Source organism: Candidatus Eisenbacteria bacterium (genome assembly GCA_005893275.1).
Classification (GTDB): Bacteria; Eisenbacteria; RBG-16-71-46; order SZUA-252; family SZUA-252; genus WS-7.
Genome location: VBOW01000019.1, coordinates 54443 through 75160, shown reverse-complemented (window position 1 = coordinate 75160; position 20718 = coordinate 54443). Strand labels below are relative to the sequence as shown.

At 66.4% G+C, this 20718-nt stretch carries 19 protein-coding genes; all 19 read left to right on the top strand.

Annotation, left to right across the window (positions count from 1 at the left end):
- The first annotated feature begins 1 nt into the window (after position 1).
- The 19 genes from E6K76_03755 (at position 2) to E6K76_03665 (ending at position 20712) form a co-directional block, all read left to right on the top strand.
- Positions 2-1303 (top strand): efflux RND transporter periplasmic adaptor subunit, encoded by a 1302-nt coding sequence (locus E6K76_03755; GenBank protein ID TMQ59829.1) that lies wholly within the window; start codon positions 2-4, stop codon positions 1301-1303.
- Between the two features lie 62 nt (positions 1304-1365).
- A complete protein-coding gene (locus E6K76_03750; protein ID TMQ59843.1) occupies positions 1366-2076 on the top strand; it encodes an ABC transporter ATP-binding protein in 711 nt (236 codons plus the stop codon).
- Positions 2073-3326: an FtsX-like permease family protein gene (locus E6K76_03745; GenBank protein ID TMQ59828.1), complete on the top strand. Its 1254-nt coding sequence runs from the start codon at positions 2073-2075 to the stop codon at positions 3324-3326. The genes E6K76_03750 and E6K76_03745 overlap by 4 nt, the downstream gene beginning before the upstream one ends.
- A gap of 3 nt (positions 3327-3329) precedes the next feature.
- Positions 3330-4556: an FtsX-like permease family protein gene (locus E6K76_03740; GenBank protein TMQ59827.1), complete on the top strand. Its 1227-nt coding sequence runs from the start codon at positions 3330-3332 to the stop codon at positions 4554-4556.
- A gap of 8 nt (positions 4557-4564) precedes the next feature.
- A complete protein-coding gene (locus E6K76_03735; GenBank protein TMQ59826.1) occupies positions 4565-5434 on the top strand; it encodes a transporter substrate-binding domain-containing protein in 870 nt (289 codons plus the stop codon).
- Positions 5435-5441: 7 nt separating this feature from the next.
- Positions 5442-6095: an amino acid ABC transporter permease gene (locus E6K76_03730; GenBank protein TMQ59825.1), complete on the top strand. Its 654-nt coding sequence runs from the start codon at positions 5442-5444 to the stop codon at positions 6093-6095.
- Positions 6096-6106: 11 nt separating this feature from the next.
- Positions 6107-6865 (top strand): amino acid ABC transporter ATP-binding protein, encoded by a 759-nt coding sequence (locus E6K76_03725; protein TMQ59824.1) that lies wholly within the window; start codon positions 6107-6109, stop codon positions 6863-6865.
- Positions 6856-9708, top strand: a complete 2853-nt coding sequence (uvrA, locus tag E6K76_03720; protein ID TMQ59823.1) for an excinuclease ABC subunit UvrA — start codon at positions 6856-6858, stop codon at positions 9706-9708. The genes E6K76_03725 and uvrA overlap by 10 nt, the downstream gene beginning before the upstream one ends.
- 65 nt (positions 9709-9773) lie before the next feature.
- Positions 9774-10907: a glycine cleavage system aminomethyltransferase GcvT gene (gene gcvT, locus E6K76_03715; protein TMQ59822.1), complete on the top strand. Its 1134-nt coding sequence runs from the start codon at positions 9774-9776 to the stop codon at positions 10905-10907.
- Positions 10904-11290 carry a glycine cleavage system protein GcvH gene (gcvH, locus tag E6K76_03710; GenBank protein TMQ59821.1) on the top strand — a complete coding sequence of 129 codons (387 nt, stop codon included), beginning with the start codon at positions 10904-10906 and terminating at the stop codon, positions 11288-11290. The genes gcvT and gcvH overlap by 4 nt, the downstream gene beginning before the upstream one ends.
- Complete coding sequence (locus tag E6K76_03705; GenBank protein TMQ59820.1) at positions 11287-12675, top strand: aminomethyl-transferring glycine dehydrogenase subunit GcvPA; 1389 nt, start codon at positions 11287-11289, stop codon at positions 12673-12675. The genes gcvH and E6K76_03705 overlap by 4 nt, the downstream gene beginning before the upstream one ends.
- A complete protein-coding gene (locus E6K76_03700; GenBank protein TMQ59819.1) occupies positions 12621-14132 on the top strand; it encodes a glycine dehydrogenase subunit 2 in 1512 nt (503 codons plus the stop codon). The genes E6K76_03705 and E6K76_03700 overlap by 55 nt, the downstream gene beginning before the upstream one ends.
- Positions 14119-14637, top strand: coding sequence for a hypothetical protein (locus E6K76_03695; GenBank protein TMQ59818.1), 519 nt, complete (start codon positions 14119-14121; stop codon positions 14635-14637). Before E6K76_03700 ends, E6K76_03695 begins: the two co-directional genes overlap by 14 nt.
- On the top strand, positions 14570-14956 hold the full coding sequence (locus E6K76_03690) for a hypothetical protein (protein TMQ59817.1): 387 nt from the start codon (positions 14570-14572) through the stop codon (positions 14954-14956). The genes E6K76_03695 and E6K76_03690 overlap by 68 nt, the downstream gene beginning before the upstream one ends.
- Before the next feature lie 20 nt (positions 14957-14976).
- Complete coding sequence (locus E6K76_03685; GenBank protein TMQ59842.1) at positions 14977-16815, top strand: methylaspartate mutase; 1839 nt, start codon at positions 14977-14979, stop codon at positions 16813-16815.
- A gap of 3 nt (positions 16816-16818) precedes the next feature.
- Positions 16819-17946 (top strand): hypothetical protein, encoded by a 1128-nt coding sequence (locus E6K76_03680; protein TMQ59816.1) that lies wholly within the window; start codon positions 16819-16821, stop codon positions 17944-17946.
- A gap of 141 nt (positions 17947-18087) precedes the next feature.
- A complete protein-coding gene (locus tag E6K76_03675; GenBank protein TMQ59815.1) occupies positions 18088-19233 on the top strand; it encodes a hypothetical protein in 1146 nt (381 codons plus the stop codon).
- A gap of 10 nt (positions 19234-19243) precedes the next feature.
- Positions 19244-19882 (top strand): hypothetical protein, encoded by a 639-nt coding sequence (locus E6K76_03670; GenBank protein ID TMQ59814.1) that lies wholly within the window; start codon positions 19244-19246, stop codon positions 19880-19882.
- Positions 19879-20712, top strand: a complete 834-nt coding sequence (locus E6K76_03665; protein ID TMQ59813.1) for a hypothetical protein — start codon at positions 19879-19881, stop codon at positions 20710-20712. The genes E6K76_03670 and E6K76_03665 overlap by 4 nt, the downstream gene beginning before the upstream one ends.
- Positions 20713-20718 lie beyond the last annotated feature (6 nt).

Here is a 20718-nt window from a genome sequence, read left to right as displayed (position 1 = left end):
GATGAAGTCCGGCATGAAGCGGGGGCTCCTCATCGGCGGCGGGGGGATCCTGCTCGCCGCGATCGTGGTGGCCAACGTCTCGAAGGGGCAGGGGGGGCGCCTCGGCGTACAGGTCGAGGACGTGAAGGTGGGGGACCTTTCCTCAACCGTTCGCGCACCCGCCAAGGTGCAACCGGAGACCATGGTCAAGCTGAGCGCCAACGTACCCGGAGAGGTCGTGGAGCTGGCGGTCAAGGAGGGGGACTCCGTCCGGAAGGGGCAGTTCCTCCTTCGGCTCGACGCCGCGCAGTACCAGGCGCAACTGCGGCAGAGTCAGGCCGCCCTCGACGCGGCGAAATCCAGCCTCCGGCTCTCCGAGGTGTCGCTCGAGCAGTCCGAGTCTTTGCTCAAACGCAAGGAATCGCTCTTTGAGCGAAAGCTCGTCTCCCCGGAGGAGATCGAGACCGCGCGCACCCAGCGGAACACGGATAAAGCCCGGGTCGACGTGAACCGCGAGGAGGTCGCGCGTTCCGAAGCGGCGGTCCAGAGCGCGCAGGACAACTTGAGGAAGACGGTGTTTCACTCCCCCATCGACGGCACCGTCACCCAGCTCAACGTGGAGCGAGGCGAGATCGTCATGGTGGGCACGATGAACAATCCGGGTACGGTAATCCTGCGCGTCGCCGATCTCCGGCGCATGAAGGTGGAGGCGGACGTGGACGAGACGGACGTCGCCTCCATCCGGCTGGGGCAGACCGCCACCGTCAAAGTCGACGCGCTCCCCGACACGACGCTCGCCGGACGGGTTGCCGAAATCGCCAACTCTCCCAAGGTCTCGGAGCTGGGGACGCAGGAGCAGCAGACCAACTTCGTCGTGGACGTGATGATCGATCAACCGCCGCCGACCCTCCGCCCGGGCATGACGGCGGACGTCGAGATCAAGACCGCCACAAAGAAGAACATCCTCCACGTGCCGATCCAGGCGGTCGTGGTCCGCACGGAGGAAGAGCTCGCGAAGGCGAAAGCCGGAAAGCCGGGGAGGGCCCGCAAGACGGGCTCCGCCACGGCCGCCGAAACGGCCTCCGCGGATCCATCCGGGAAGAAGGGCGAGGAGGTCAAGGGTGTGTTCGTCATGGGGAACGGCGAGGCGCAGTTCCGCAAGGTACGCACCGGCATCGCGAGCGACACCGACCTCGAGGTCTCGGGAGACCTGAAAGCGAACGAGAAGGTCATCGTCGGGCCGAACAAGGTGCTCCGCCAGCTCAAGCCGGGCAGCCGGGTGAAGCTCGAGGAGCCGAAGGCGAAGAAAGGCGAGAAACGGTGAACCAGATAGTGTCCGCGAACGGCGTGCTCATCGCGCTCACCGACATCCACAAGGTGTATCAGATGGGAGCCTCGGAGGTGAACGCGCTCGACGGCGTCTCGCTGCAGATCCAGCGCGGGGAATACGTCGCGGTCATGGGTCCGTCCGGCTCCGGGAAATCCACCCTCATGAACATCGTCGGCTGCCTGGATACGCCCACGAGCGGCTCCTACAAGCTGCGCGGGATCGAGATCCGGGATCGCGACGACGACGAGCTCGCTCGAATCCGAAATCAAGAGGTTGGATTCATTTTCCAGACCTTCAATCTGCTCTCGCGAGCCGACGCGCTCCACAACGTGGAGCTGCCTCTGGTCTACGCGGGACGTCCCAAACGCGATCGCCGGGAGCGCGCCCGCGAGATGCTCAGCCTGGTCGGGCTCGCCGAGCGCATGCACCACCGCCCGAACGAGCTTTCGGGCGGCCAGCGCCAGCGCGTCGCGATTGCGCGCGCGCTCGTCAACGAGCCCTCCATCGTGCTCGCGGACGAGCCTACGGGCAACCTGGACTCGAAGACCGGCCTCGAGATCATGGCCCTCTTGGATCAGGTGCACCAAGGGGGAAACACCGTGATCCTGGTCACCCATGAGGAAGACGTCGCCGCCAACGCGGAGCGCATCGTCCGCCTCCGGGACGGCAAGATCGAAAGCGATCAGGCCACGCGCCGCGCCTCGAGCCGCGCCCCCGCTTCGGCATCCACCACCCGCTCCGCGTCCGCGCCGACTCCCGCTTCATGACGCCGCTCGCGCGGCCCCGGCGCGAGTTCTGGGCCGCCCAGGGCGAGAACTTGAGGATCGCCCTCGACGCCCTCCGCGCCAACAAGCTCCGCTCCGTCCTTACCGTCATCGGAAACGTGGTGGCGGTCATGTCGGTGATCGCGGTGGTCGCGGTGATCGACGGTATGAACACCTATGTAAGCGAGAGGGTGCTCGAGCAGGGGCTCAAGGTGATCTACATCGACAAATTCGGCCTCATCACGAACGAGGATGAGTGGCGCGAAGCGATGAAGCGCCGCGACTTGAGTCTCCTGGACGCGGAGGCCCTGAAGGGACAATCCCGCCTCGCGAGCGAAGTGGTGGCCCAGCTGGAAACGACGAAGCGGGTCCGCGCCGGGCGCATCGAGCTTCAGAACGTGCGGATCCTGGGCACGACGGAAGGGTACGAGGCGGTGGGCACCTACGACATCGATCAGGGCAGGCCGCTCGAAGAAGAGGAAATCGCGAAGCGGCGTCCCGTGTGCCTCCTCGGCTCCGAGCTGGCGCAGCAGCTTTTCCCGGTCGTGGATCCGATCGGTCAGGCGGTTCGGGTCGCCGGGTACGAGCTGCGCGTCGCCGGCACGGTCGCGGCGCGCGGAAACGTGCTCGGGCAGAGCCAGGACAATTTCGTCCTCATTCCGTTCGGCCAGTTCCAGAAGATCTTCGGCCCCCGCGAATCGGTCCTGATTCTCGTGCGGGCGCGCCCGGGGGCCGATCTGGAGCGGGCGCAGGACGAGGCGCGGGTCATCTTGCGCGCGCGGCGCCATGTCCCGCTCGGCAAGCCCGACGACTTCGCCATCACCACCTCCGAGACCTACATGTCGCTCTACGAGAGTCTCACGAAAGGCATCTTCGCGGGCACGATCGGGTTGGTCGCCATTTCACTCCTCGTGGGCGGCATCGTCATCATGAACATCATGCTCGTGGCAGTGACCGAGCGGACCCGCGAGATCGGCATCCGGAAAGCTCTGGGCGCGCGCCAGGGAGACCTCCTCTCGCAGTTCCTGAGCGAGACGGTCGTCCTCTCCTTCTTCGGCGGTCTGATCGGGGTCCTGGTCGGGGTTGCGATCGCGCTCCTGATCCGTCTCGTCACGCCGCTTCCGGCCTCGATCCAGCCCTGGTCGGTCGCGATCAGCTTGATCGTCGCCTCCTCGGTCGGGCTCTTCTTCGGCGTCTATCCCGCGACCCGCGCCGCGAAGCTCGATCCGATCGTGGCGCTGCGACAGGAGTAGCCGGTGGCGGTCGACGTCCGCGAAGGCATCTCGATCGCTCTCCAGGCGATCCGGACCAACAAGCTCCGGTCGTTCCTCACGGTGCTCGGCGTCATCATCGGCGTGACGAGCATCATGGCGATCGTCTCTTTGATCGAAGGGCTGAACCGCAACATGAAGGCCCAGATCGCCTCCATCGGCTCGGACGTGCTCTACATCCGGCCGTTTCGGCCGGGGGCCTTCGTCGGCGGATTTCCCGACAGCCTGAGAAGGCGAAAATGGTTCAAGGTGGAAGATGCCGAGGCGATCCGCCGAACGTGCCCCGCGGTCCTGGCGGTGGCGCCGCTCAATTTTACCAACGCACGCCTTCGCTACCGGGAGACAGAGAGCCGGATGACCAATGTCGTCGGGACCACGCCCGACTTCCTCGTCACGAATACGTGGGCCGTCGCGAATGGGCGCTTCTTCACCGAGACCGAAGTGGAACACCGCGCCACCGTTTGCGTCCTCGGCAAGGATCACATTGAAGCGCTCTTCCCGCACGTGAACCCGATCGGAAAGACGATCTACATCGGCGGCTATCCCTACACCGTGGTCGGCCAGGTGGAGGAGCGCGGGAAATTCATCGGGATGAGCCTCGACGACATCGTCCTGGTCCCCTACACGACCCTCGACAAAACGCTGGGACCCGACCTCCGCATGGTCCTGAACGCGAAACCCGCCTCGCCGGAGCTGATCGACACCGCCATCGACCAGATGACCGAGACGCTCCGCCGCCAGCGCAAGCTCTCCTACCGCCAGGCGGACAATTTCGCGATTTTCACGGACCAATCGCTGGTGGACATCTACAACAAGATCACGGGAGCGTTTTATCTCGTCATGATGGTCATCTCGTCGATCGGCCTCATGGTGGGAGGAATCGGGGTCATGAACATCATGCTCGTCTCGGTGACCGAGCGGACCCGCGAAATCGGGGTCCGCAAGGCGCTCGGGGCCCGGCGGCGCGACATCCTGTGGCAGTTCCTGGTGGAGGCCATGACCCTCACGGGGACGGGCGGGATTCTGGGGATCGTCGTCGGGATCGGGGTGGGATTCTTGATCCACGTCCTCTCCCATTTCAGCTTCGCCGTTCCGTTGTGGGGAATGTTGCTCGGCTTCTTTTCTTCGACCGTGATCGGGCTTTTTTTCGGGATCTACCCGGCCGTGAAAGCGGCGCAGCTCGATCCCGTCGACTCGCTCCGGTACGAGTAGCCCCTGTCTTGACACGGAGCGTAACCGCGCTTAGCCTGGCCTGTCCCATGCGCCCGGCGATCCCTCTTCTGGCTCTCCTCCTCGGTCTCACGGGCTGCGGCGGCCCCGCCTCGAGTGGGGAGCGGGCTTCCACGCTCGACCGGATCCTCGCCACCAAGGTTCTCCGCGTGGGTTTGAACCCCGGGTACGCGCCATTCGAGATGGTCGATGCGAACGGCACCATGATCGGGTTCGACATCGACGTCGTGCACTACGTGGCCGGACAGCTCGGAAACGGCGTGCGTGTGGAATTTCAGAAGAGCGACTGGGACCCGATCATCGCCAATCTCAACGCCGGCAAGTTCGACCTGATCGTCTCCGGCATGACCCGAACGCCCCAGCGGGCCCTCCGTTGCGACTTCACCGAGCCCTATTTCGAAACGGGGCAGGCGCTCCTCGTGAACCGCGCGAAGCACAAGCCGTCCCCGCGGCTCACCGTGCGCGATTTCGACCGGCGGGGCGTCGTGGTGGCGACGAAGCTGGGGACGACGGGGGAGATCGCGGCGCGAAAGTTCTTTCGGGTGGCTACGATCAAGACCATGGAAACGGAATCGGATGCCGCGCTCGAAGTGGACGCGGGGCGGGCCGACGTCATGGTCTATGACCAGCCCTACGTCGCGATCCGCGCGCAGGAATCGCCGGTTCGGACGTTCGCGATCCTCGAGCCCTTCACGAAAGAGTATCTCGCGATGGCGGTCCGGAAAGGGGACACGGAGTTTCGCGACTGGCTCAATCTGACGATCTTCGAGCTCAAGGCGAGCGGCACGTGGGATTCCCTCTATCAGACGTGGTTCGTGCGGATGCCCTGGCTCGATCGGGTGAAGCGGCCGTCTTCCTGATCCCTCCGTGTATACCTGGCACTGGGAGCAGCTCCCCCAATACGTTCCGCTGATCGGCGCCGCCACCGTCCGCACGCTCCAAATCTCCACCGTCTCGATCCTGTTCGGGAGCGTTCTGGGGGTCGTCGCGGGGCTCCTGCGCGTTCAGCCGCTCAAGCCGTTGCGGTTTCTCGCGGCGGCCTACGTCGAGCTCCTGCGCAATATCCCGCTGATGCTGGTCCTCTATCTCATCTATTTCGGAGCGGGCGCGTTTCTCCCCGTGAGCCCCTTCTGGGCTTCGGTGCTGGGGCTCTCCGTATTCGAAGGGGCCTACGTCGCCGAGATCGTCCGGGCGGGGATCGAATCCATCGACCGCGGACAAATGGAGGCCGCACGCTCCCTCGGCATGAGCTATCTCCAGAGCATGCGCTACGTGGTGGCGCCCCAGGCCGCGCGGCGGTCGCTGCCCCCTTTGACCGGGCAATTCGTCTCGCTCGTGAAGGACAGTTCGCTCGCGTCGCTCGTATCCTACGAGGAGCTGATGCTCGTGGGGAGGCAGATCAATTCAAGAATCTTCTCCCCGTTCGAGGTTTTTCTCACCATCGGCGCCATCTATTTTGTTCTCTGCCTCGTCCTCTCGCTCCTGTCGCGCTGGCAGGAAGCCCGCCTCGCCCGGCCGTGAGCCCGGAGCCGATGGTCCAAATGCGCGGGGTCTCGCGCCGGTTTCCGGGTGGCCACTACGGCGTGCGCGGGGTCACCCTGGAGGTGGAGCGCGGGGAAACTCTGGTGGTTATGGGGCCAAGCGGATCGGGCAAGAGCACTCTCTTGCGCTGCGTGAACGGACTCGAGACCCTTGACGAGGGTGAGATCATCATTGACGGGATGCACGTGAACCATCTGACGACCGACTGGAACAAGGTTCGCGAGGAAGTGGGCATGGTCTTCCAGGGATTTCATCTCTTTCCGAACCGGACGGCTCTCGACAACCTGGTCCTGCCCCAGGTCGTGGTCCGGCGAAGGCCGGTCTCCGAGGCGAGGGCGGCGGCGCTCCGGCTCCTCGAGCGCGTGGGGTTGGGAGGGAAGGAATCCCGCTTTCCGGCGGAGCTGAGCGGGGGGGAGAAGCAGCGGGTCGCGATCGCCCGCTCGCTGGCCATGAGCCCCAAGGTGATGCTCTTCGACGAGCCGACCTCGGCGCTCGATCCCGAGATGATTCTCGAGGTGCTCGACGTGATGCGCAGCCTGGCCCGGGAGGGGATGACGATGCTCGTGGTGACGCACGAGATCGGCTTTGCCCGCGAGGTGGCGCAGCGGGCGGTCTTCCTCGACGAAGGCGTTCTGGTGGAGGCAGGCTTGGCCCGCGACCTGATCGATCGGCCGGAGACCTCCCGGTGCCGCGCGTTCATGCGGCGGATCCTCCGCCGGCCGGAAGGAGGGGATGCCGCATGGACCTGATCCGCATCCGCGGGGCTCGGGAGCATAACTTGAAGAATCTGAGCCTCGATATCCCCAGAAACGCCCTCGTGGTCCTGACCGGGGTCTCGGGATCGGGGAAGTCGTCGCTCGCCTTCGACACGCTCTACGCGGAAGGGCAGAGACGCTACGTCGAATCCCTCTCGGCGTACGCGCGGCAGTTCCTGGGCCAGATGGAGAAGCCCGACGTGGACCAGATCGAGGGGCTCTCCCCGGCGATCTCGATCGAGCAGAGGACCGCGGGACAGAATCCACGTTCGACCGTGGCCACCGTGACCGAGATCTACGACTACCTTAGGCTCCTCTTCGCCCGGGCGGGGGTGCAGCACTGTCTGAGCTGCGGCAGGCCCATTCGCGGGCAGACCGTGCAGGAAATGGTGGATCAGATCCTCGCGACGCACGCCGGAGACCGGGTCCAGGTGCTCGCTCCGGTGGTCCGCGGCCGGAAGGGAGAGTACCGAAAGGAGCTCGCGCAGTACCGAAAGCTCGGGTTCGTGCGTGCCCGCGTGGACGGCGCGTGGCATGAGCTGGAGGAGGAAATCCCGCTCGACAAAAAACGCAAGCACACGATTGAGATCCTGGTCGACCGCTTGACGGCGGAACCCGGGCGAAGGAGCCGTATCCACGAATCGATCGAGACCGCGACCAAGCTCGCATCCGGGCTGGTCCTCGTTCTCCCCTCGAAGGGAGAAGAAACGGTGCTCTCGAGCGCCGCGGCGTGCCCCACGTGCGGGCGTTCCTACGAGCCTCCCGAGCCGCGTTCCTTCAGCTTCAACAGTCCCTACGGCGCGTGCAAGACCTGCGACGGACTCGGCACGACATTCGAGATCGACCCCGACCTCGTGGTTCCGGACCGGACGAAATCGCTGCGCGAAGGCGCGGTCGTGGTTTGGGGGGACGCCGAGGGCACGTGGATCAAGGGTACGATCCAGGCCTTCGCGAAGCGGATGAAGATCTCCATGGACACGCCCTTCGGCAAGCTTCCGGCGGCGGCCCAGAAGGCGCTCCTCTACGGACTCGGAGACGAGAAGCTCCAGTACAAATTCAAATTGAGGAGCGGGACGGTGTGGTCTCACAAGGGGCGGTTCCGCGGCGTGATTCCCGAGCTGATGCGCCGCTACCGGGAGACCTCTTCGGACCAGGTGCGTGCGCACATCGAGGAGAGCATGAGCAAGAAGCCCTGCCCCGCCTGCGGCGGCGCGCGCTTGAAGCCCGAGTCGCTCGCCGTGCGCGTCGCGGACCGGTCGATCGCCGACTGGACGCGGATGTCGGTCGCGCGCTCCCTTGGATTCCTGGACGGCCTCACGCTGGGTTCGCGCGAGAAGGTCATCGCGGCGCCGATCGTCAAGGAGCTTCGCCAGAGGCTCGAATTCTTGGAAAACGTCGGCGTGGGCTATCTCACGCTGGACCGCGCCGCCGCCACCCTGGCGGGAGGGGAGGCCCAGAGGATCCGGCTCGCAACCCAGATCGGGTCCCGCCTCACGGGGGTGCTCTACATCCTCGACGAACCGAGCGTCGGACTTCATCCGCGCGACAACCGAAAGCTCCTGCGCACGCTGCTCGCGTTGCGCGATCTGGGGAACTCGGTCTTGGTGGTCGAGCACGACCGAGAAACGATGGAGGCGGCCGACCATATCGTCGATTTGGGCCCGGGCGCCGGGCGGCGCGGCGGCTACCTCGTGGCGCAGGGCACGATCGAGGACATCCGGGAAGCGCCCGACTCGCTCACCGGCCAGTACCTCTCGGGGGAGCGCGAGGTCGAGATCCCGGAGACGCGGCGCCCCGGAACGAGCGAGTCCATCGTCGTGGTCGGGGCGCGGGAGAACAATCTCAAGAACGTTCGCGTGAAATTCCCGCTCGGAACGCTCGTGTGCGTGACCGGAGTGTCGGGCTCCGGCAAGAGCACGCTCGTCCAGGACATTCTCTACCGCGCTCTCGCCCGCCATTTTTACCAGGCGAAAGACGCCCCCGGCGCCCACGAGCGGATCGAGGGATTGCGGCACATCGACAAAGTCGTCGCAATCGATCAGTCCCCGATCGGGCGGACGCCGCGAAGCAACCCCGCGACCTACACCGGTGTCTTCAGCTTCATCCGCGATCTCTTCGCTGAGCTTCCGGAGGCGAAGGTCCGGGGGTACAAGCCGGGACGCTTCAGTTTCAACGTGAAGGGGGGGCGTTGCGAAGCGTGCGCGGGGGAAGGACTGGTCAGGATCGAGATGCACTTCCTGCCGGACGTCTACGTGACCTGCGACGTGTGCCGCGGCAAGCGCTACAACCGGGAAACCCTCGAGGTGACGTTCAAGGGGAAATCGATCGCCGACGTGCTCGAGCTCACGGTGGACGACGCGCTCGAATTCTTGACGGCGATACCGCCCGTGCGGAGGAAGCTCGAGACCTTGAGCGGTGTCGGCCTCGGCTACATCCACCTGGGCCAGCCGGCGACGACCCTCTCGGGCGGGGAAGCACAGCGCGTCAAGCTCGCGACCGAGCTTTCGCGGGTGGAAACGGGACGGACCCTCTATCTGCTCGACGAGCCCACCACCGGGCTCCACTTCGAGGACGTGCGTGCCCTGCTTCACGTGCTGAACCGCCTCGTCGACAAGGGAAACACGGTGATCGTGATCGAGCACAACCTGGACGTGATCCAATCGGCGGATTGGATCGTGGATCTGGGGCCGGAGGGGGGAGACGGAGGAGGCCGCGTGGTCGCGGAAGGCACGCCGGAGCGCGTGGCCTCGGTCCCGGGGTCGCACACGGGGGAAGCGCTGGGCGCGCTCTTTCAAGCGAGGGGTTCCAAGGGCCGGGCGCGGGAGGCGGTGGTATGAATTCGGGCGGGGATGTGATAGCGTAATCGGTCTCGATTCACCCTAATCCCAGGCGCAAATTGAGGATGCTCGACACCACATCGACGCTCAAACGGACGCCGTTTTACTCCCGCCACGTGGCCCTCGGCGCCAAAATGGTCCCCTTCGCCGGTTACGAGATGCCCGTCCAATATGAGGGCATCGTGGCGGAGCACCGCGCCGTCCGCGGAGGCGTCGGCGTATTTGACGTCTCGCACATGGGGGAGATCCGGCTCCGCGGACCTGGCGCCAAAGCGTACGCGAACCGCCTGGTCACGAACGAGGTCGCCTCGATCCCGGACGGGAAGGCGGTCTACACCCCGATGTGCCTCGAATCGGGCGGCATCGTCGACGATCTCCTGGTGTACGCCTCGGGGAGAGACCGGTTTCTCGTTGTGAACGCGGCCAATTTCGAAAAGGATCTCGCCTGGATTCGCGCCCGCGCTCCCTCCGACGTGACCGTCGAGGACGAGAACGAGGACACGGCCCAGCTCGCGGTGCAGGGGCCGGGGGCGGAAGACGTCCTGGCGCGCCTGTACGGCGACCGCGTGCGGGGCCTCGAGTTCTACACGTTCTTCGAGGAAGGGGCGGGGAAGGACTGGTGCCTCGTCTCCCGTACGGGGTACACCGGCGAAGACGGGTTCGAGGTCTACGTCCGGTCCTCGCGCGCCCTCGAGACGTGGGACCGCATCTTCGAGGCCGGCGCGCCGGCGTTGATCCGCCCGGTCGGTCTCGGCGCGCGCGACACCCTGCGCCTGGAGATGGGCTACTGCCTCTATGGAAACGATATCGACGAGACGACCAACCCGCTCGAGGCGGGGCTCGCCTGGACCGTTCGTTTGGATAAGGAGGATTTTATCGGCAAAGAGCCGCTCGTCGCGGCAAGGCGCCACGGCGTCCGCCGCAAGCTGGTTGGGCTCGTGCTCGACGGGGAGCGGATCCCGCGCCACGGGTTTGAAGTCCTGGCCCAGGGTCGCGCCGTGGGGACGGTCACCAGCGGGTCCATGGGGATCAGCATCGGAAAGCCGGTGGCGATGGCGTACACGGACCAGGAGCACGCGGCCCGGGGATACAAGGTCGAGGTGCGCACGCGCGGGCAGGAAACGCCGGCAACCGTGACAGGGAGGCCCATGTACACGATGGGCAGCGTGCGCGCGCCCAAACCCAGGAGAGCGGAATGAAGGTTCCCAAGGAACTGCGGTACACCAAAGAGCACGAGTGGGTGCGTGTGCGCGGCCAGGAAGCAGAGGTGGGCATCACCGATTTCGCCCAAGGGGAGCTCGGGGACGTCGTGTTCGTGGAGCTGCCGAACGTCGGCGAGCGCGTAACCCAGATGAAGAGCTTCGGGACGATCGACGCCGTCAAGACCGTGAGCGACCTGTTCGCGCCGGTCTCGGGAGAGGTGGTCGCGATCAACACCGACCTCAAAGACAATCCCGCGCTGATCAATCAATCCCCGTACGAGAAGGGCTGGATGATCCGGATCCGGGTCGCGAGCCCCGCCGAGGTCGATTCGCTCCTGAGCGCGGAGGCCTACGAGAAAGCGCTGGGAGCGCACGCATGAGCTTCGTCGGGCGAAGCGAGGCGGAGCGCCGCGACATGCTGCGTACGATCGGCGCCGAGAGCGCCGAAGCGTTGTGGGCGTCGATTCCGCCCGAGTTCCGGGTCCAGGGCCCGCTGCCGCTCGATCCGCCGCTCGCCGAGTACGAGATCACGCGCCGGTTCGCGCAATGGGCCGAGGCGAACGCGGACGCGAATCATTACGCCTGCTTCCTCGGCGCCGGGATCTACGACCACTTCATCCCGGCCGCGGTCCGTTCCCTCACGTCTCGATCGGAGTTCGCGACAGCCTACACGCCGTACCAGCCGGAGGTTTCCCAGGGAACGCTCCAAACCATCTTCGAGTACCAGTCGATGATCTGTGAGCTGACCGGAATGGAGGTCGCCAATGCCTCCATGTACGACGGCGCGACCGCGTGCGCGGAGGCGGCTCACCTGGCGACCGGCGCGACCGGCCGGCGCGTCGTGCTCGTCTCCCAAGGAGCTCATCCCCATTTCCGCGAGGTGCTTCGAACGTACGCGTCGGCGGGCTCGTTCGACGTGCGCGATCTTCCCCTGGAGCAGGGAGTCACCCCGGGGGCGGCGCTCGAGCGCATGCTCTCGCCGGAAGTCGCGGCGGTGCTCTGGGCGCAGCCGAACTTCGAAGGGATCGTCGAGGACGGAGCCGCGCTCACCCAGGCCGCCCACGCGGCCGGGGCGTATTCGATCGCGGTCGCGGACCCGGTCGCGCTGGCGCTGCTCCAGCCTCCGGGACGCGACGGGGCCGACATCGTCGTCGGAGAGGGCCAGCCGCTCGGCGTTCCCATGGGGTACGGAGGCCCGCTCGTCGGTTTCTTTTCGATCCGAAAGGCGGACGTGCGGCGGCTGCCGGGCCGGCTCGCCGGCGCCACCGTCGACCAGGACGGGCGCCGCGGGTTCGTGCTCACGCTTCAGACCCGCGAGCAACACATCCGCCGCGAGCGCGCTACCTCGAACATCTGCACGAACCAAGGTCTGATGGCGCTCGCCAACACCATCCACCTGGCGCTCCTCGGCGCGCAGGGCATGCGCGACGTCGCGACGCAATCCTTGGAGAAGGCACACTACCTCGCGCGGCGCGCGGCCCAGGTGCCCGGAGTTTCGCTGGCCAACGGGGACGCACCCTACTTCCGCGAATTCGTGCTGCGCTTGCCCGGACCCGCGACCGATTTCCTCCACGCGGCCGAGAAGCGGCGCATTCTGGCGGGGGTTCCTCTTTCCCGATTCGATCGCGCGCGGTCCCGGGACCTTCTGGTGGCGGCCACCGAGAAGCGAACGCGCGAGGAGATGGATCGCTACGTCGAGGCGCTCGCGGAATGGGCGCGGCATCCGGCCCCGAAGCCGGTGGAGGAGGCCGCGTGCCGGAGCTGACGCTGCGCGAGCTCTCGGTGAAGGGGCACCGCGGCCCCAGGCTCGGACCGCTGGACATCCCGGCCGAAGGTGCCGAACGGCTTCTGCCGCGTGAGCGGCTGCGGGGCGAGCCCCCCGCGCTTCCGGAGATTTCGGAGCCGGCCGCCGTGCGCCACTTCGTCAACCTCTCGGTGCTGAACCATCACATCGACAAGGCCATCTATCCGCTAGGGTCCTGCACCATGAAGTACAACCCGAAGCTGAACGACGAAGTAGCTCAAATGCCGGGACTTCAAGCGATCCATCCCCTCCAATCCGAGGAGCTCTCCCAAGGCGCGTTGGCGGTTGTATGGGAGCTTCACGAGCGGTTGAAGGTCATCATGGGGATGCCCGCGGTCACCACGCAGCCGGCGGCCGGCGCTCAGTGCGAGCTGACCGCGATCCTCATGACCCGTGCCTATCATGCGGAACGCGGTGATCCCCGCGAGGAGGTGATCGTGCCCGATTCGGCGCATGGCACGAATCCTTCCACGGTGAACCAGGTCGGGTACCGGGCCGTGACGGTTCCCTCGGGTCCCGACGGCTGCGTGGATATCGAGGCGTTGAAACGTGGGGTCTCCGGAAAAACGGCGGCGCTCATGCTCACGAACCCGAACACGCTCGGGATCTTCGAGCGCAACGTGGGTGAGATCGCGCGGATCGTGCACGCCGCCGGCGGCCTGCTCTACCTGGACGGCGCGAATCTGAACGCGATGGTCGGGCTCGCGAATCCGGGCTCGATGGGATTCGACTTCGCGCACATCAACCTCCACAAGACCTTTTCCACGCCGCACGGCGGCGGCGGGCCGGGAGGCGGAGTGCTCTGCGTGCGTGAGGATCTCGCGCCCTACCTTCCCGCCCCCGTTCTGGAACGGGTGGGAGACCGGTACCGGTGGAACTACGACCGGCCGCGCTCGATCGGCCGGGTCCACTCCTATTACGGCAATTTCGGGATGGTCGTGCGGGCGCTTTGCTATGTGAAGAGCCTGGGCGCGGAGGGTCTCGCGGAGGTGAGCCGCGAGGCCATCGTGAACGCGAACTACCTCAAGGCCCGGCTCAAGGAAGCGTACGACCCGTCGCACGAGGGCTTCTGCATGCACGAGTTCGTTCTCTCGGCCACGCGCCAGAAAGCGCGGGGCGTGCGGGCCCTGGATCTGGCGAAGCGGATCCTGGATTTCGGAATGCACGCTCCCACGACCTATTTCCCGCTGATCGTCGACGAGGCGTTGATGATCGAGCCGACCGAAACGGAGACCAAGGCGAGCCTGGACGCCTTCGCGGACGTGCTCCTCGCAATCGACCGCGAGACGAAAGAGGATCCGGAGCTGGTGAAGCGCGCGCCGACGAAGACGCCGGTCAAGCGTTTGGACGAGGCGCGCGCGGCGCGGAAGCTGACGCTGACGTGGCGGGACCTCGAGGCCGAGGGTGGCGGAGCCTGAGCGGAGCGTCCCCCCTGGCGCGGCGGGTTCGCTCGAATGGTCCGTCTGGCCGGCGCGGGAGAAACCTTGGGCGGCGGCCGTGCTGCTGGCCTCGCTTGTCGTGCTCGGGGTTGTGATCGCGCACGGGACCGGCGACCGGGTCCTGGGGGTGGCGGCCCCGCTCTTTGTGCTTGGATCGGTCGGCTCCTTCATTGCGAAAACCGAGTACCGGCTCACGCCCGACGCGATCGAGGTGAGGACGCTCGGGGTCGTGAGGACGAGGCCGTGGGCCGAAATGCGGCGCGCGACCCTCGACCGGAACGGGGTCTTTCTGAGCCCCTTCGAGAAGCGAAGCTGGCTCGAGGCGTACCGCGGCGTGCGGCTTCCCTTCGGAGGAAATCGAGATCGGGTCGTGGCGTTTGTGGAATCGAAGCTCAAAACCTCCGTCGAAGACGGGGGTGAGCCCGGGTCCGGGCGCCGGGGCCAAGGACGGCGAAAAGCGTCCGCCCCGAGCGCCGGAAGATGAGGCGCTCCTGGACCGCCTCGCGGTCCTGATCGTCCGCCACCGCATGACGGTTCCGGCCATCTTCTTTCTCGAGAGCGTGAAACCGCTCTCGTTCCTTGGGAGCCAGGCGCTTCACTTTTTCGAACCGATGGTGCGGGCCTTTTTCAACGTTCAGGATTACGAGCGCTTCGCGCTCCTGATGGAGCGGCGCGAAAACCTCGAGGCGCTGCTCGTCAGGATCGAGGCGCGCGACGACGAGGCCCGGGCGCGCGAAGCGGAGCAGCGCGAGCGCGACCGTGCGGAGCGCCGTGCGCGCAAGCGGGGAAAGGAACGTCCGTGACTTCGATCGACCCCGAAACCTTGAACTCCATTCTCGCGACCGATTGCGGCAGCACCACCACGAAAGCGATCCTGATCGAGAAGCGCGGGCCGGAGTACCGGCTCATCGTCCGAGGGGAAGCGCCGACCACGGTCGAAGCGCCGTTCGAGGACGTCACACGAGGCGTGCTGAACGCGATCATGGAAGTGGAGGAGCTTGCCGGGCGGAAGATCCTGGACGGGGAGCGGATCCTCACGCCCCAGCGCGGTGGCGAGGGGGTGGACCTGTACCTCTCCACGTCGAGCGCCGGAGGCGGGCTCCAGATGATGGTTTCCGGCGTCGTGAAGAGCATGACCGGCGAGAGCGCCCAGCGCGCGGCGCTGGGCGCGGGGGCCATCGTGATGGACGTGATCGCGAGCAACGACGGACGGCTCCCGCACCAGAAGATCAAGCGGATCCGCCATCTGAGGCCCGACATGATCCTCCTCTCGGGGGGGGTGGACGGAGGCACCACGTCCCACGTAGCCGAGATGGCCGAGCTTCTCGCCGCCGCCGATCCCAAGGCGCGGCTCGGCGCCGGCTACGAGCTTCCGGTGATCTACGCCGGGAACAAGAACGCGGTCGACATCGTACGCGAGCGGCTGGGAAAGAAGGTCGCCCTCGTGATCACCGAAAACCTCCGGCCGGTGCTCGAGCGCGAGAACCTGGGCCCGGCCCGAGACAAGATCCACGATCTCTTCATGGAGCATGTCATGGCGCACGCCCCCGGCTACCGGAAGCTCATGACCTGGACCCCGGTCCCGATCATGCCGACGCCGGGTGCGGTTGGGCTCATCATCGAGACCATCGCGCGGGAAGAGGGGATCCAGGTCATCGGCGTCGATATCGGGGGCGCCACGACCGACGTCTTCTCGGTGTTCCAGGGGGTCTTCAACCGAACGGTGAGCGCGAATCTCGGAATGAGCTACAGCGTCTCCAACGTGCTCGCGGAAGCGGGGCTCCCGAACATCTTGCGATGGGTCCCCTTCGAGATCGAGGAGCGCGATCTGAGAAACCGGATCAAGAACAAGATGATCCGCCCGACCACGATTCCCCAGTCGCTCGAGGAGCTCATCATCGAGCAGGCGATCGCGCGGGAGGCCCTCCGGCTCGCCTTCGAGCAGCACAAATCGCTCGCGGTGGGGCTGAAAGGCGTGCAGCAGGAGCGCACGATCTCCGACACATTCGAGCAGACGGCGAGCGGCGAGACGTTGGTCCGCCTCGATCACCTGGATCTCCTCGTCGGAAGCGGCGGGGTCCTATCGCACGCGCCGCGCCGCGCTCAGGCCGCGCTCATGATGCTCGACGCCTTCCTTCCGGAGCACATCACGGAGCTCGCGGTCGATTCGATATTCATGATGCCTCAGCTCGGCGTGCTGTCGACCGTGCACCCGCGGGCCGCCAAGGAGGTGTTCGAGAAGGACTGTTTGATCCGCCTGGGGAGCAGCGTCGCGCCGGTCGGGCCCGGAAAGGAGGCGACGACCGCGCTCCGCGTGACCCTCACGCTCCCGGGCGGGAAGACCGAGGAGTTCTCGATTCCGTACGGGTCCTTGCGTCTCGTTCCGCTCGGCCTGGGGGAGACCGCCAAGGCGTCGCTCCGCCCGGAGAAGGGGCTCGACGTCGGGGAAGGCAAAGGGAGAGAGCGCGTGGTCTCGCTCAAGGGGGGCGTGGTGGGGCTCGTCTTCGATTGCCGCGGCCGCCAGCCGTTTCGCCTTCCCGAGGCGCGCCCGGCGCGAATCGCGAAGCTGAACCAGTGGAACGAGGCGCTCGGGATCTACCCGCCCCGAGACGCCTCGAAGGTCTCGGTGGGGGAGCTGGCGCCGCTGGCGGCGAGGGCCTGAGCCGTGGCGCACTCCTACACGCCGGGGCTCAAGGTCTCGTCGTTCACCAAGCTCGCGCGCGAGCGAAAGCTCCCGCTTCCCGGCGAGGTGCTCGTCTCCCTGGGCCAGCGGGTCGCCGCGGAAACCATCGTCGCGCGGACCGAGCTGCCCGGGAACGTGCAGACGGTGAACGTGGCGAACCTCCTGGGCGTGCTGCCGGAGGACGTCGAGGAATGCCTCACCAAACCCCCCGGCTCGAAGATCGACAAGGGAGAAGTCTTCGCCGAGAGCCGTTCCTTCTTCGGGCTCTTCCGCTCCAAGGTCCACGCTCCGGTCCGGGGCACGATCGAAAGTGTCTCGAAGGTCACCGGGCAGGTCCTCCTGCGCGAGGAGCCGATCCCCGTCGAAGTGGACGCCTACGTCGACGGGACGATCGCCGAGATCCATCCCAATTCGGGCGTCACGGTGGAGACGCAGGGCACCTTCATCCAAGGCATCTTCGGCGTGGGAGGCGAAGCGTGCGGGGAGCTTCGCGTGTGCGCCCCGAATCCGGGCGAGCCGCTCGACGAAAAGGCGATCGGGGAGCCGTGCCGCGGAAAGATCCTCGTGGGGGGCGCGTACGTCACCACGGCCGTCCTTCGCAAGGCGATCGCGCACGGGGTCAAGGCGGTGGTCATCGGCGGATTCGACGATCACGACTTGAGAGAGCTCCTGGGGTACGACCTGGGGGTCGCCATTACGGGCTCGGAGGAGATCGGGATCACGCTCATCGTCACGGAGGGGTTCGGCTCGATCCCGATGGCCGCCCGGACGTTCGACCTTCTTCGCTCGTGCGAGGGCCGGCGCGTGTCCGTGAGCGGCGCGACGCAGATCCGCGCGGGCGTACTCCGGCCGGAGATCGTGGCACCGCGTCTCGATGAGGGGTCGCCCCGCGACGGAGGCGACAGCTCGGTGGAGGAAGGGCTCAAGCCGGGGGACACCGTCCGGGTCATCCGCCAACCCTATTTCGGGAGGATCGGCCGGGTCACGGCGCTCCCGCCCGAGCTGATGCCGCTGGAGACCGAGGCAAAGGTGCGCGTCCTCGAGGTCGATTTCGGCAACGGGTCGCGGGTGCTCCTTCCGCGCGCGAACGTCGAAATGATCGAGTCGTGAGCCGCTTGCGGCTTGACATCGATGGGCCTTCCGCCTACCGTTCGGGTCAGCCCAATCGCCGGTCCAACCCATGAGGATCCGCATCGGCGTGTTCGCCTCGGCCCGATTCCCGGCATGCCGCTCCCGCGCGGCGGAGACTGGATGCCGCTGACGCCGCCCGCGCGATTCCCGTTGGGCCGCGCGACGAACGCCGCAGCCTCGATTCTCGCTCTATCCCTCGTTCTTTTCCCATCCGCTCTGACGGCGTTTCCCCTCCAGGCGGCGGATATTCCCAACGACGGCGGCGCGAGGATCGCGCTGAGCTGGCGCCCGCCTCCCAACCCGCCGGCCCAGTGGGTCGTGCTTCGCTCCGAGCCGGGGAAGCCCTTCGCCCCGATCGACACGATCGGCGGGGACCAGGCTGCCTTTACGGACGAGACGGCCCGGAACGGCGTCCCCTACCGGTACAGGCTCGCGGCGCTGGCTGAGACGGGCTTCCGTTCCGACGAGTCGCCGCCCGCGACGGCGCGTCCGAGCTGGTTCGATACGGCGAAAACAAACGTGGCGGCCGTGATCGTCCTCTTTTTCGGGCTGGTGCTCTACTACATCTCGCAGGCCGAGCGCGGGAAGAAGTGGACGTTCCGAACCATCGCAGGACTCAACGCGATCGAGGAGGCGATCGGGCGGTCGACCGAGATGGGGAAGGGCGTTCTCTACGTGCCCGGAGTCCAGGACATCGACGACATCCAGACGATCGCGAGCATGATCATCCTCGGAAATGTCGCACGCATGGCCGCCAAGTACGAGACGCCGTTCCTGGTGCCGACCCCCTCTCCCGCCGTGTACACCGTGGCGGACGAGGTGGTGAAGGGCGCCTACTCCGACGTGGGCAAGATCGACGCCTACCGGTCGGACCAGGTGCGGTACATCACCACCGAGCAGTTCGCGTACGTCGCCGCGGTGAACGGGATCATGCTTCGCGAGCGGCCGGCGGCGAACCTGTTCCTGGGCGCCTTCTTTGCCGAATCCCTCCTCCTGGCCGAAACAGGGCACGAGATCGGGGCGATCCAGATCGCCGGCACCGCGAACGTTCACCAGCTCCCCTTCTTTGTCGTCGCGTGCGATTACACCCTCATCGGTGAAGAGTACTACGCGGCGAGCGCGTACCTCTCGAAGGACGCGAAGCTTCTCGGAAGCCTCAAGGCCTCGGACACGGTGAAGATCCTCCTCGTCATCACGATCGTGGTCGGATCCGTGCTCCTGGCCATGGGCCATTCCTGGCTGGCGGAGTTCTTCGCCACCCAATGAGGGCGGAGCCATGAAGCGCGAAATCCCTCGTCTCATCTCCATGGCGGCCGGAATCTTCGTGCTCATCGGCTTCTTCGTCCCGCACCCCGCGATCCGAACGACCTACGACGACATCCAGCAGTGGGTGATCATCGTCGTGGCCTTCACCTACGTTCTCGGCATGGCCAATGTGATGCGGATCAACTTGAAGCAGATCGGCGCGCGCTCGAGGGACTGGCCCTACAAGGTCGCGCTCGTGGCCGGGGTCCTGATCACGATGGCGGTGGGTTTCTCGGAAGGAACGAAATACCTGAACGACGGGACGCGCTTCTCCTGGATCTACAACACCTTCTACTCCGCCATGTCCGCAACCATGTTTTCGCTCCTCGCGTTCTTCATCGCGTCGGCCGCGTTCCGGGCGTTCCGCGTCCGCACGTTCGAGGCGCTCCTGCTCGCGGTGGCCGCGTTCATCCTGATGCTCGGGCGGGTCCCGATCGGCAACGCGATCCATCCGATCCTGCCTCAGGCGGCGGAATGGCTCATGAACGTTCCGCAGAACGCCGCCAAGCGCGGAATCCTCATGGGGGCCGCGCTGGGCGTGATGGCCACCGGCTTTCGGATCATCCTCGGGATCGAGCGGACGTACGGCTCGGAAGGGGAGGGCACGTGAGCCCGTCGCTCGCGGATCTCCGCCGTCTGGACCGGCGCTGGATCTTCCTGGCGATCGGTCTACTCGTCGTGGTGCCGCTCCTGACCGGGTTCCACATCGCGCCGGTCAAGCCGAGCCCTCCCTCCCGCGGCTTCTTCGACGCGATCGAGCGGCTGCCGGCGGGCGCGACGGTGCTCCTCGCCGGAGACTACGATCCCGGCACGATCGCCGAAAACTATCCGATGCACCTGGCCGCCGCCCGGCATCTCATGGCGCGGAACATCAAGATCATCGCCGTCGAGCTCTATCCCGGGGGTCCGCCCCTCGCCGATCGCGTCCTGCACATCGCGGGCGAGGAGTATCACAAGCGCGAGAGCTACGATTACGTGAACCTCGGGTTCAAGTCGGGAAACGAAGTCGTCATGTCGCAAATGGGGAGCAGTATCCCGCGCACGTTTCCGGCCGACCGCCGGGGCATTCCGGTGAGCCGGATCCCGGTCATGAAGGGCATCGAGAACTTCAGCCAGATCGCGCTCCTCGTGAGCATCAGCGCGGGTTTCCCCGGGACCAAGGAATGGGTGCAGCAGATCGTATCGCGGTACCACGTGCCGATGGTGGCCGGGGTCACCGCGGTGAGCGCGCCCGAGTATTACCCCTACTTGCAGGCGGGACAGCTCCAGGGGCTCCTGGGGGGGATGGCGGGTGCGGCGGAGTACGAGGTCCTCGTGAGCCATCCGGGGCTCGCGACCCACGGGATGGACGCCCAATCCCTCGCCCACGTGTTCATCGCCTTCATGATCCTTCTCGGCAATCTCGCCGTCCTGCCGCAGCGATCGGCGGAGAAGAGGTAGGGGCGG

Excerpts from the sequence above, each read along its gene's own strand:
- E6K76_03745 (TMQ59828.1), top strand. The coding sequence starts at position 2,073 with ATGACGCCGCTCGCGCGGCCCCGGCGCGAGTTCTGGGCCGCCCAGGGC.
- E6K76_03725 (TMQ59824.1), top strand. The coding sequence starts at position 6,107 with ATGGTCCAAATGCGCGGGGTCTCGCGCCGGTTTCCGGGTGGCCACTAC.
- uvrA (TMQ59823.1), top strand. The coding sequence starts at position 6,856 with ATGGACCTGATCCGCATCCGCGGGGCTCGGGAGCATAACTTGAAGAAT.
- E6K76_03670 (TMQ59814.1), top strand. The coding sequence starts at position 19,244 with ATGAAGCGCGAAATCCCTCGTCTCATCTCCATGGCGGCCGGAATCTTC.
- gcvT (TMQ59822.1), top strand. The coding sequence starts at position 9,774 with ATGCTCGACACCACATCGACGCTCAAACGGACGCCGTTTTACTCCCGC.
- E6K76_03700 (TMQ59819.1), top strand. The coding sequence starts at position 12,621 with ATGGGCGCGGCATCCGGCCCCGAAGCCGGTGGAGGAGGCCGCGTGCCG.
- E6K76_03705 (TMQ59820.1), top strand. The coding sequence starts at position 11,287 with ATGAGCTTCGTCGGGCGAAGCGAGGCGGAGCGCCGCGACATGCTGCGT.
- E6K76_03675 (TMQ59815.1), top strand. The coding sequence starts at position 18,088 with ATGCCGCTGACGCCGCCCGCGCGATTCCCGTTGGGCCGCGCGACGAAC.
- E6K76_03750 (TMQ59843.1), top strand. The coding sequence starts at position 1,366 with ATGGGAGCCTCGGAGGTGAACGCGCTCGACGGCGTCTCGCTGCAGATC.
- gcvH (TMQ59821.1), top strand. The coding sequence starts at position 10,904 with ATGAAGGTTCCCAAGGAACTGCGGTACACCAAAGAGCACGAGTGGGTG.
- E6K76_03755 (TMQ59829.1), top strand. The coding sequence starts at position 2 with ATGAAGTCCGGCATGAAGCGGGGGCTCCTCATCGGCGGCGGGGGGATC.